The sequence below is a fragment of the Aurantimonas sp. C2-5-R2 genome (assembly GCF_036549495.1).
Lineage (GTDB): Bacteria > Pseudomonadota > Alphaproteobacteria > Rhizobiales > Rhizobiaceae > Aurantimonas > Aurantimonas coralicida_A.
In genome coordinates this window covers 1-10995 of record NZ_JAZHLJ010000098.1, presented here as the reverse complement: position 1 = coordinate 10995, position 10995 = coordinate 1, and the positions used below count along the sequence as shown (strand labels likewise).

9 protein-coding genes and 2 pseudogenes are annotated in these 10995 nt (G+C 62.9%); 4 read left to right on the top strand and 7 right to left on the bottom strand.

Features of this window, described 5'->3' with window-relative positions; all coding sequences use genetic code 11:
- Positions 1-12 precede the first annotated feature (12 nt).
- Positions 13-303, bottom strand: coding sequence for an SDR family NAD(P)-dependent oxidoreductase (locus VQ044_RS25885; RefSeq protein WP_442872991.1), 291 nt, complete (start codon positions 301-303; stop codon positions 13-15).
- 26 nt (positions 304-329) lie between these two features.
- On the bottom strand, positions 330-2720 hold the full coding sequence (locus VQ044_RS22055) for a transketolase (protein WP_442872990.1): 2391 nt from the start codon (positions 2718-2720) through the stop codon (positions 330-332).
- A gap of 142 nt (positions 2721-2862) precedes the next feature.
- On the opposite strand from VQ044_RS22055, the gene VQ044_RS22050 reads away from it, so the two are divergent.
- The 4 genes and pseudogenes from VQ044_RS22050 to VQ044_RS22030 all read left to right on the top strand — a co-directional run bounded on the left by VQ044_RS22050 (position 2863) and on the right by VQ044_RS22030 (position 5917).
- A complete protein-coding gene (locus tag VQ044_RS22050; RefSeq protein WP_327649636.1) occupies positions 2863-3315 on the top strand; it encodes an Lrp/AsnC family transcriptional regulator in 453 nt (150 codons plus the stop codon).
- 70 nt (positions 3316-3385) lie between these two features.
- Positions 3386-3493 (top strand): annotated as a pseudogene (locus VQ044_RS22045) (transposase); the annotation flags it as partial.
- A gap of 514 nt (positions 3494-4007) precedes the next feature.
- Positions 4008-4886, top strand: coding sequence for a GHMP family kinase ATP-binding protein (locus tag VQ044_RS22035; RefSeq protein WP_327649631.1), 879 nt, complete (start codon positions 4008-4010; stop codon positions 4884-4886).
- Complete coding sequence (locus VQ044_RS22030) at positions 4883-5917, top strand: PLP-dependent cysteine synthase family protein (protein WP_327649629.1); 1035 nt, start codon at positions 4883-4885, stop codon at positions 5915-5917. The genes VQ044_RS22035 and VQ044_RS22030 overlap by 4 nt, the downstream gene beginning before the upstream one ends.
- A 120-nt stretch (positions 5918-6037) precedes the next feature.
- On the opposite strand, the pseudogene VQ044_RS22025 reads toward VQ044_RS22030, so the two are convergent.
- The 5 genes and pseudogenes from VQ044_RS22025 to VQ044_RS22005 all read right to left on the bottom strand — a co-directional run bounded on the left by VQ044_RS22025 (position 6038) and on the right by VQ044_RS22005 (position 10933).
- Positions 6038-7544 (bottom strand): annotated as a pseudogene (locus VQ044_RS22025) (tripartite tricarboxylate transporter permease).
- Positions 7545-7982 (bottom strand): tripartite tricarboxylate transporter TctB family protein, encoded by a 438-nt coding sequence (locus VQ044_RS22020; protein WP_327649628.1) that lies wholly within the window; start codon positions 7980-7982, stop codon positions 7545-7547.
- Complete coding sequence (locus VQ044_RS22015; RefSeq protein WP_327649627.1) at positions 7979-8941, bottom strand: tripartite tricarboxylate transporter substrate binding protein; 963 nt, start codon at positions 8939-8941, stop codon at positions 7979-7981. The genes VQ044_RS22020 and VQ044_RS22015 overlap by 4 nt, the downstream gene beginning before the upstream one ends.
- Positions 8942-8966: 25 nt before the next feature.
- On the bottom strand, positions 8967-10091 hold the full coding sequence (locus VQ044_RS22010) for a pyridoxal-phosphate dependent enzyme (protein ID WP_327649635.1): 1125 nt from the start codon (positions 10089-10091) through the stop codon (positions 8967-8969).
- Positions 10092-10261: 170 nt separating this feature from the next.
- A complete protein-coding gene (locus VQ044_RS22005; protein WP_327649626.1) occupies positions 10262-10933 on the bottom strand; it encodes a M24 family metallopeptidase in 672 nt (223 codons plus the stop codon).
- Positions 10934-10995: the final 62 nt, after the last annotated feature.

Below are 10995 nucleotides of genomic sequence, written 5' to 3'. Positions count from 1 at the left end.
GACTTTGGATCATCAAGAGTGTATCGGAGACTCGCCTATGTCGACCTGACGCGATCCCCTTGACCTGAGCCTCCCCATGTGAGGCCACGAACGGCGCCGTTTTGGTCTGCCGCGCCGGTGCAAAACCCGGCCAGTGGTCACGTCACAAGCCCGCGGAATCGCAAATTCAGGCGTCTCGGCGATGGAATCAAGCCTGTCCTTGCGCCGCGCGATCATGCCGACGCGCCAGCCGTCATCCAGAAAGCGCTCCGTCGCCGTCCTTCCGATGCCCGAGTTCGCGCCGGTGACTACAATTGTCTTCATGAGGTGCTCCAGACCGACGGGTGTCGTTACACCGCGCGCAGCCGCCGGATCGGCTTTCCGGGGGAAAGAGATTCCGCCGCGCGCAGGATCGCTTCTGCGTCGATCCCGTAATGGGCGTAGAGGTCGGCGATGGTGCCTGTCTGACCGAAACGTTCGACACCGAGCGGCCGGGTGGGATGGCCGTGAACCGATCCAAGCCAGGCCAGCGTCGCCGGATGGGCGTCCGAAACGGTGACCAGCGCGCAGTGCGGCGGCAGGCCTTCCAGCAGTCTTTCGACATGGCTGCGTGCGTGCACGAGGCCGCGTTCGCGAGCGCGCTGGGCGGCGCTCCAGCCGGCGTTGAGCCGGTCGGCGGAGGTGATGGCGAGCAGGCCGATGTCGCGGCGATACTCGCCCATCAGGCCGACCGCCTCGATCGCCTCGGGTGCGACCGCGCCTGTGTAAGCGACGACAATCTGCGCATTCGGTCCCGGTTCGCGCATCCAGTAGGCGCCGTCGATTATCTGGCGTTCCAGGTCGGCACTCATTTCCCGGGCGGGCTGTTCCTGCGGTCGGGTCGACAAGCGGAGGTAGATCGATCCGCCGGTGTCATCGCGCAACCAGTTGCGCTCATCGGGGTCGGCTTCCCCGTCGCGCTGCATGTAGTCTAAACCGAAGCGCATGATGACTGCCAGCTCGTCGACGAATGCAGGCTCGAAGGCGGAAAGCCCGTCCTGCGCCATGCCAATCAGAGGCGTGCCTATCGACTGGTGGGCGCCGCCTTCGGGCGCGAGCGTGATCCCGGAGGGTGTCGCGATCAGCATGAAACGGGCGTCCTGATAGCAGGCGTAATTGAGCTGGTCGGCGCCGCGGTAGATGAACGGGTCGTAGACCGTGCCGATCGGAAGCAGTCGTTCGCCGTTGATCGAGTGCGACAGCCCCAGGGCCGAGAGGACGAGAAAAAGATTGGCTTCGGCGATGCCCAGCTCGATGTGCTGGCCACCGGGCGAGTACTCCCAGTGAAAGGTCGATGGGATGCGCTCCGCCTTGAAGGTGTCGGCCAGTTCTTCCCTGGCGAACAGCCCCCTTCGGTTAACCCACGGGCCCAGATTGGTCGACACCGCCACATCGGGCGCCGTGGTGACGATCCGGCTCGCCAGTTCGCTATCTTCCCGTGCAATTTCGTTGAGGATCTGCCCGAAGCCCATCTGGGTGGAAACAGGCTTTCCACTCGCTTCGGCGTGTTGCAGGCGATCGGGTATGGGAACGACGGGTGCCGAAAGCCGGCGGGGGCCCAACTTGAAGAAGGGCGAAGCTTCGAGCGTGCGCTGGAGTTCCTCGCCTGGCAGATTCGCGCCTTCCCAGAGGTCCCATTCATGGCCTTCGCGCACGTTCATGGCCGTTCGGAATGCGTCCATCTGCGTCGGCGTCATCAGCCCGGCATGATTGTCCTTGTGCCCGGCGAGCGGCAGGCCGTTCCCCTTGATGGTATAGCAGATGAACAGGGTAGGTCGGACGTGACCCTTGGCAGCCTCGAATGCCTCGAGCAGCGTATCGAGATCGTGACCCCCGAGATTGCCCATCAGTGCCGCAAGTTCCTGGTCGTTGCGGCTTTCGATGAGCCTGGCGACATCTCCCTGATCGCCGAGCTCGTCCATCAACCGTTTGCGCCATGCCGCGCCGCCCTGGAATGTCAAAGCCGAATAGAGCTGGTTGGGACACCCATCGATCCATGTCTTCAGCCGCTCGCCGCCCGGTTCAGAGAAGGCCGCCTGTTGCATGCGCCCATACTTGACGATGACGACATCCCAGCCGAAATCGGAAAAGATCTGCTCGAACTTCTCCCATAACCCTTCGCGAACAACGGCATCGAGCGACTGGCGATTGTAGTCGACGATCCACCAGCAATTTCTCAGCCCCTGCTTCCAGCCCTCGATCAGAGCCTCGTAGATATTGCCCTCGTCCAACTCGGCATCCCCGATCAGCGCGACCATGCGGCCCTCGGGACGGTCCCTCATCCAGCCATGCGCCGTCACATAATCCTGGACCAAGGATGAAAAGAGGGTTTGCGCGACGCCAAGTCCGACCGAGCCGGTGGAGAAGTCGACATCGTCAACATCCTTGGTGCGCGAAGGATAGCTCTGCGCCCCCTTGAAACCGCGGAAATTTTTGAGGTTCTCCAGCGTCTGGTTGCCGGCCAGATATTGGATCGCATGGAATATCGGCGAAGCGTGCGGTTTGACCGCCACCCGGTCCTCCGGCCTTAGCACCCGGAAGTACAGGGCCGTGAGGATCGACGCCATGGAGGCCGACGAAGCCTGATGGCCGCCAACCTTGATCTCGTCGCTTTCGCGCACATGGTTTGCGTGGTGGATCATCCAGGACGCAAGCCATAATACGCGGCGTTCCAGTTCCTTGAGTTGATGCGAGACGACCATTTCCATATCCGGTAATTGAATGGGGCTTCATTGGCAGAATATCGCGCGCCACGCGGCGGTTCCTTGCGAACTAAAGCCGAATTCTGCTAAATTTTGGCTGATCCTGAGAAGGACAGGTAATATTGCAGTGGAATCCGCCAGAATGGATAACCTCGACCGGGCAATCGTGCGCGAATTACAGGCGGATGGCCGCATTTCCGTCCAGGAACTCAGCCAGCGTGTGGGTCTGAGCCCATCGCCCTGCGCCAGACGCATCCGTATGCTGGAAGATGCGGGCGTGATTGCCGGGTACCATGCACTGGTTGATGAGGTTAAGGCCGGCTTCGCCTTTTCGGTTTTCGTATCGGTCAAACTCGACCGCCAGGTCGACGATACGCTCAAGGTGTTCGAGGACGCGGTCCGCGCCCATCCCGAGGTCGTGGATTGCTGGCTGATGACCGGCAATCGCGACTATCTTCTCCGGATCGCCGTGCGCGACATCGCTGAATTCGAATCCTTCCTGACCGGAAAACTGACCAAGTTGTCGATTGTCGCCTCGATTGAGAGTTCGATCCCGCTGAGAAGGGTGAAATCGGGGATTTCGAGGTCGCGATAGTTCCTGACCTGCCACTGAAGACCTCCTCCATCTGAGATTAGAGTCCGGCCCTCGATTGAAGGACGGACAGATGAAGAGAAAGCGATTCACGGAAGAGCAGATCATTGCGATTCTGCGCGAGTATGAGGGTGGTGCGAAGTGCGTCGATCTGTGCCGCAAGCACGGGATGTCGGAGGCGGCAAAGGCGGGCCGCCGGCCGGGGACGGATTTTTTCGGATCTCGCGCTCCGCCTTTTGAGCTTGGCGATCTCCTTGCGCAACGGGTCGATCTCAAGCCACTCTTGCTTCCTCTGCCCATGGCCGAGAAAGGCCTGCTGCGGATCAGAAGCGAACTCTCGAAGTTATTTGCGCGACACATTCTCGTGGAGATCAAGGTCGTAGGCAGCCTGGGCCGCTGATACGCTGCGGAAGTGTTCAACGATCGCCGCGATTCGCGCCGCATTCGAGGACGCCAACATAGAGTTTATCCCCGAGAATGGCGGACCCTGGGCGTTCGTCTGATGAAATCCGCCAGCATCCCGAGATCTGGCGAGTGACAGGACCCTGAAACCATACACATGATTGGCTCTCTATCCGGAGAATCATGCGATGGTCTCGGACAAACCAGCACCAGAGAGTTCCCGTTCCGGTGGTGGAGCCAACGACGGTGACAAGCGGTCAGGGCGTCGACTTCAGGTCGGCGTCGGTCGAGCGATGGCGCATCATGGTGAACTCCTGCAGGGCGTCTTCGAAGGCGCGGATGGAGGGCTCCATCGCGGGCTCATCACCCTGCCACTGGTCGCGCAGCTATCGACGGTCACCTTCTGGCCGGCTGGGCAGGGCAACATCCGCGTGCGGCCGGCGGGTCGCAGGAAAGCCGCGCGTGCGGCGGCGCTGACGCTCGAACATCTGGGTTTTCCCGATGTCGGCGGCGATCTCACCATCGAAAGCGATATTCCGGTTGGCCACGGCTATGGCTCGTCGACGGCCGACGTTATTGCCGCGATCCGTGCGGCGGCTGCAGCGGCCGGTGCGACGCTCCGCCGCTCGACCGTTTGCGGGTTGGCGGTCGAAGCCGAAGAGGCGAGCGATGCCATCGCCTATGGCGACCAAGCAGTGCTGTTCGCCCATCGGGAGGGGCGTATCCTCGAACATTTCGGGGGTGAAGTACCGCCGCTCCTGGTGGTCGGCTTCCGGACCGATGTTGCCCGTCCGATCGACACGCTCAGCCTGTTGCGGGCGCGTTATAACGGCCAGGAAATCGAGCAGTTCCGGGTGCTGCGTGGCCTGGCAGCTCACGCGATCCGGCAGCAGGATCCCGGCCTGATCGGCCGCGTCGCCACCGCGAGTGCTCGCATCAGCCAGCGTCATTTGGCCAAGCCGTGCTTCGAGACGGTAGTGAAGCTGGCGCAGGAGCATGGCGCATGCGGCATCCAGGTCGCTCACAGCGGCACGCTGATGGGCGTGATCTTCGATGGCGATGAACGCGGCGTCGTGGCACGCGCCGCAGTCCTTGCCGGGACATTGGGTCAGGCCGGATTTCGCGGGATCAGGACTTTCGCCGTCAACGTCGATGGAACCTCCCTGCAATGAGTGGCACGGACGATTTTCTTTCCGCCTACGAAAAGCCTCGCGTCGCGCGTCTGGCGCACAATCTCTTCGCCGCGTGTTTCCCGCTGATGAAGCTTCTGCCCGCCCGTTTCATGCTCGATCGCGCCCAGGCAGACGGCCGACTTGTGTCCGGCGGATCGGTCGCCGAGACGACCTCGGGTACATTCGGCCTCGCGCTCGCCATGCTGGCGGCGGTGCGCGGTTTCGATCTCACCCTGGTCAGTGCCGCCAGCCTGATCGATCGAAGGCTAAGGCGTCGCCTGGAGCACCTCGGCTCTATCGTCCAGGTTATCGACGATCCGGAGGGTTCCGGCGCCCAGCGCGAGCGGCTCGAGCGGCTCCATGCAATCCTGGAACACCGTCCGGAAACATTTTGGCCGCGGCAATACGACAATCCGGACAATCGGCTGGCCTATGGGAAGCTTGCCGAATGGATTGCCCGCGAGATCGGCCGCGTAGACTGCCTTGTCGGCTGTGTTGGTTCTGGCGGTTCGCTTTGCGGCACGGGCGAATTTCTACGCGAACTTTTCCCTGATCTGGCCATCATCGCCGTCGACACCCATCGCAGCGTGTTGTTTGGTCACGCGTCCGGTCCGCGGCTTTTGCGGGGCCTCGGCAACTCAATCCTGCCATCAAACCTGCGCCATGAGATGGTCGACGAGGTTCACTGGGTCGGTGCCTTGCCCGCCTTTGCGTCGGCGCACCGACTTCATCGTGGCCATGCCGTCTTCATGGGGCCAACCAGCGGGGCGGCAGCGCTGGTGGGGGCATCGTACGCGCGCAAGCATCCCGATGCGGTGACCGTTGTCATCCTGCCCGATGAAGGCCACCGCTATCAGAATACGGTCTATGATGATGGCTGGCTTGCAGCGCTCGAGGGCTGGCCGGTTGCTGTTCCCGACAAACCTGAAACGCTTGCCCGGATCGAGGCACGGGGGGAGGGCGAATGGACGCGCCTTGTCTGGGGCCGCAGCACGCTGCGCACAATGCTCAAGGTCGAGCGTGGCGCGTAAATCGTTGGCCTCGCGTTGCGGTTATCTCGGCCACGCTTCTTTCTGGGAGCACTGGCGAGCGGCTGTCGCGCATTGTCCGCCGATGCTCCCGAAACAGCCGCCGTCCGTGGTATTGCCTTGTTACGCTACATTGCCGGATCTCCGCCAGCGCAGTTGGCGCATAAGCGGCAGGACCAGCGTAAGCGCCGCAATAACGAGGAAGGCGAGGCTGATCGGGCTCGTGACGAAAAGCACCGGGCTGCCGAAGCCGAGGATCAGACCCTGACGGAGGTTTTCTTCGAGCAGCGAGCCAAGCAGGAAGGGCGAGGAGAAGCGGCGCCAGATCGAAACCGCTTTTTCGGAGGCCATAGGAAAGGAACCCGCAAATCGTGACGACGCCGACATCGAACAGGCTGTTGTTGATGGAAAAGGCGCCGATCACGCAGAAGATCAGGATCGAGGGAGCCATCATCGCGGACGGGATGCGCAGCAACACGACGAAGACGCGGATAAGGGGCACATTGAGAACGATCAACATGGCGTTGCCGATCAGCATGCTGGCAATTACGCCCCAGAAGATATCGGGATGGTCGACTATCAGCCGCGGGCCGGGCACGATGCCCTGCATGAGGAGTCCGCCCATGATGACGCCGATGACCGCATTGGCGGGAATGCCAAGGCACAGGAGCGGGATGAAGCTTGCCTGGGCGGCCGCGTTGTTAGCGCTTTCGGGTCCGGCCAGCCCCTCGATCGCCCCCTTGCCGAACCGCTCCGGCGACCGCGATAGGCGCTTTTCCATGACATAGCTGGCGAAGCTTGCGATCAGAGCACCACCGCCGGGAAGAAGGCCGAGAAAGAAGCCCAGCACCGTGCCCCGCGTCATCGGCATGGCGGAATCCTTCCAGTCCCTGGCGTTAGGCAGCAGGTCGCGCAGGCGGTAGCGTGTCGAGAGCGCCGCAGTGAAATCCCTTTGGCGTTCAGCGAGAATGAGGACCTCGCTAACCCCGAACATGCCCATGGCGAGGACGGCGACGTGGAAGCCGTCGCGCATATACGGAACCGATAGTGTGTAGCGCTCCTCGCCAGAGACCAGGTCGACTCCGACGGAGGAAAGCAGTAGGCCCAGCGCCACCATGGCCCAGGCATGCGTGCGTGGCCCCTCGCCGATATTGGCGGCAAGCGTCAGGCCGAACACCACGAGGGCGGTCTTCTCGACCGGACCAAAGGCCAGCGCCGTCGAGGCGAAGGCCGGGCCCACCAGCGCAATCGCGAAGGTGGCTGCGATGCCTGCGATGAAGCTCGCAAAGGCAGTGATGCCCAGCGCCACACCGGCGCGGCCGGCCTGCGCCATCGGATAGCCGTCGAAGCAGCTGACCACACTGGCCGCTTCGCCTGGCACGCGGAGCAGGATTGAGGCCGTCGAGCCGCCATATAGTGACCCGTAGTAGATGCCGGCAAGCAATATGACCGCAGCGGTCGGCTCCAGCATGATCGAGACCGGCAGCAGCAGGCTGATGGTTGCAGTCGGACCGAGGCCCGGCAAGATGCCGATTGCGGTACCGAGGACAGCGCCCAGGAAGGCGACGGCAAGATTGGTGGGTTGAAGGGCGACGCCCAGCCCACCCATCAGATTGACGATGGCATCCATTCATCCGATCCCCAAAAGGCCCGCCGGCAGTGGCACGCCGAGAAAATGGCGAAATAAGCTCCAGGACAATACCGCCAGCCCTACGGCCACGGTAAGCGCGTGTGCCCAGGAGCGGTTTTCGATCCCGCGCAAGACCCCGAGGAGGAGACCAAACGTGGCAACGACCGCGCCAAGAGGCTTCAATGCGAGCCCGAATCCGGCAATCGCGGCTGCGTAGCGCAGGAGTCGTCTGCGATCGACCGGCTCCTCCTCAGCCTGTGCGATCCGGCCCTGAATGGCGGCGCCGATGGAGGTGGTGAGCAGCAGTGCTCCGGCGACGAAGGGGAACAGGCCCGGTCCCGGCCGGTCTACCGCCCACAGTCCAAGCCGCCATGCGGATGCCGCGGCGATAAACCCGACCGCCGCGAGGCCGGTCGCGCTCAATCGCGCCGGGTTCATGGACGCAGCTCAAGGGCATCGATTTGGCGGCCGATCTCGCGATAGCCGTCGACCACGGTTTGCGTGAAGCTGGCGTTGTCGGCATAGACCCGGTGGCCGTGCAGGGTCTTAAGGAAGCCCTGGTATGCGTCGCTTCTCGTCATCTCATCGAGGAGTTCCTCCCACCACGATACGATTTCGGCAGGCAGACCCGCCGGCCCGAACAGGCCATAGGCGGCGGGAATGGCGAGCGGATAGCCGCGTGTCTTGAAAGTGGGCAGCTCGGGCTGTTCGGGGATCGGATCCGGACCCGTCTCGATCAGGAGGCGAACGGAACCGGCTTCCAGATGCGGGCCGTAGCCGGAGGCGACCACTGCGTCGATATGGCCACCGAGCAACGCGGTGACGGCCTCCGCACCGCCGCCGAAGGGCACAAATACCGTCTCGACCCCTTCCTGACGAAAGGCCGCCTCTGTTGCGATATGCGCCAGTCCTCTCGGGGCGGCCGTCGCCCATCTGAGTCGATGCGGATTGGCCTTGGCATGAGCGAGGAGGGCGTCCCAGCTCGCAAACGGGCTGTCGGCTTGCACGAAGAAGGGAATCGAGATGCCGGCAAAAGCGGCGATGTAGGTGAAGTCTTTCGCCGGATCATAAGGCACTTTCTGGATGTGTGGGGCAACCATCAGCGGGCTTGCAGAAAAGAGCGACAAGACCGATCCGTCGGGCTTGGCACGGGCCACTTTGTCGGTGGCGATTGTGCCGCCCGCCCCTGGCCGGAAATCGAGTGTGACCGGAACGTCGCGGGCGGATTTGGCATATTTGGCGGCGGTGCGGGCCGCGAGGTCACCGGCACCACCAGCCGCAAAGCCAACGACAATAGTGGCGTCACCGGCTGGATAGGGTCGTGCGGCGGCGAGCGCCCGCAATGGCAGGGGAACTGCGGCCAGTGTCGAGCTGATCAAAAAGTTGCGTCGATCCATATTTCCTCTCCTTATTCTGTTTTTCCTAGTTGGCCGGTTCAAGGCTCACTTCGTGGTCCGCTTCCACGCCGCGCAGATCGTTTCGGGACAAATGTCCCCAAGCTTCCGCAACCGACGCGAAGGAGCGGTGGGCTTCCTTGTCCGGCAGCGAGCGGTCGATGTCTTTCAGGCCGCTGGCGGTCACAATGGCGACGACGCGGTTACTTGGCGCGATGACATTTTTCTTCCGGAGGAATTCGATGGCGGCGAACGGGGTCACCGAGGCCAGTTCAGCGAATATTCCTTCCTTGACGGCCAGGCGCTCCTGCCAGGCGATCAGGCCGCCATTGCCGATCGGTACGGCCAGACCATCCGACTGCCTGAGCGCGTTCAATGCTTGAAACGTGCTGCGCGTGGCGCCGATCGAAACAGCAAGAGGATCGAACCCGGCCTTCACGTCGGGTACGCAATCACCATCACCGGCCAGAGCGGCAGTCAGCGAACCGTGCACTTCCGCGGCAACCAGCCGCGGCAGGCGGGTGATCGCGCGCCGCTTATAGAGTTCCCTAAAACCTAGCCACAGACCGGCCAGTGCATCGCCATAGCAGACCGGCAGAACGCACCAGTCGGGAACGGCACCTCCCATCTGTTCGACAATCTCGTAAGCGAGTGTCTTGTAACCCTCGATGCCGGTCGGATGACTGCCGACAACGGGAGCACGGAAGGGAGAGGCGGCGAACCAGCCGTGACGTTCCACGCCCTTGGCGATGAAGTCCCAGCGATCGGTCTTGTTCACAAAGGGCACCGCGATGGCGCCAGTCTTGCGGATCTGGGCGAGCATCGGTCCGGTGGCGCCGGCAAAGGTGGCGACGATACAGGTGAGGCCGGCCCGTGCCGCATAGGCGGCGAGCGAGGCGCCGGCATTGCCCGATGATGCAGTCGCCACGACTTGTGCCCCCTGCATGCGCGCAACTGAGACGGCGACAGACGAAAAGCGATCCTTATGCGACCAGGTCGGGTTGCGACCCTCATCCTTGATGTAGAGATGAGTGAGACCGAGCCGAGCGCCGATGGCGGGTGCCGGCACAAGCGGTGTCAGGCCTTCTCCGAGGGAGACGGCATCGGATGCGGGGCATGGAAGGCGATCGGCATAACGCCACAGCGAAGGCATCGCCCGCATTGAATCCGATGCGTCGCTTGTGGTGGCACCTCCGCCATGGCCGACAACGTACAGATTGGCGGGCGCTTCGTCATAGCAGGCCGGGCAGCCGCGCGAGTCGAGATCAAATCCCGCTGGATAACGGGCGCCGCAGCGGATGCAGGCGTAGCCGAGGAACGTGGTCATGGCACCACCACCATGAGGTCGCCGCTGGTGTCCATCAGCCGCTCGACACCGTCGGCCCGCACCACCACCATGTCCTCGACCTGCAGCCCCCAGCGGCCGAGCTCGTAATAGGGCGTCTCGATACACAGCACCATGCCGGCTTCGATGCTCTCGTCGCTCGTTGCCGTCAGCGAAGGCGCGTCATAACCGTCGATCCCGATGCCATGACCGACATGGTTGCGCCTGTAGTGGCCGATACCCTCCCGGCGGACCGTTTCAACGGCCGCCTCGAAGACGTCGGCGACGCGCACGCCCGGCCTGATCAATTCGCAGGCCCGTTCGACCCCGGCTAGCAGGGCGCGATGATAGCGGCGCACCTCCTCTGACGGCTCGCCGAAAGTAGCAATGCGGGCAATGTCGGCGCGATAGTGACGGTAGCGCCCACCGACATCGAAGCGGATGACATCGCCTTGTCTCAGCTTGCGATCGGAAGGCTGGACGTTCATCAGTGCGCTTCTTTCGCCGAAGCCAATGCAGCCGAGCACCGGAAAGGCATCCTCCTGGACGGTCTGGGCATGGAAGGCGCGCGCGAGATCGACCTCGCTTGCTCCCTCACGGGCGACACCAAGTGCGGCCTTGATCGAGTGCTCAGCGATCTCCGCCCCTCCGTGCCAATGACGATGAGACATCGACCACCCGGGAATTTACCCTTGAGGGCGCAGGTAACGTATCGACATGGTAATGCCCCAGA

What these genes read in the sequence shown, in the direction of transcription:
- VQ044_RS25885 (WP_442872991.1), bottom strand. Translation starts at nt 303, where the DNA reads ATGAAGACAATTGTAGTCACCGGCGCGAACTCGGGCATCGGAAGGACG.
- VQ044_RS22055 (WP_442872990.1), bottom strand. Translation starts at nt 2,720, where the DNA reads ATGGTCGTCTCGCATCAACTCAAGGAACTGGAACGCCGCGTATTATGG.
- VQ044_RS22050 (WP_327649636.1), top strand. Translation starts at nt 2,863, where the DNA reads ATGGATAACCTCGACCGGGCAATCGTGCGCGAATTACAGGCGGATGGC.
- VQ044_RS22035 (WP_327649631.1), top strand. Translation starts at nt 4,008, where the DNA reads ATGGCGCATCATGGTGAACTCCTGCAGGGCGTCTTCGAAGGCGCGGAT.
- VQ044_RS22030 (WP_327649629.1), top strand. Translation starts at nt 4,883, where the DNA reads ATGAGTGGCACGGACGATTTTCTTTCCGCCTACGAAAAGCCTCGCGTC.
- VQ044_RS22020 (WP_327649628.1), bottom strand. Translation starts at nt 7,982, where the DNA reads ATGAACCCGGCGCGATTGAGCGCGACCGGCCTCGCGGCGGTCGGGTTT.
- VQ044_RS22015 (WP_327649627.1), bottom strand. Translation starts at nt 8,941, where the DNA reads ATGGATCGACGCAACTTTTTGATCAGCTCGACACTGGCCGCAGTTCCC.
- VQ044_RS22010 (WP_327649635.1), bottom strand. Translation starts at nt 10,091, where the DNA reads ATGCCTTCGCTGTGGCGTTATGCCGATCGCCTTCCATGCCCCGCATCC.
- VQ044_RS22005 (WP_327649626.1), bottom strand. Translation starts at nt 10,933, where the DNA reads ATGTCTCATCGTCATTGGCACGGAGGGGCGGAGATCGCTGAGCACTCG.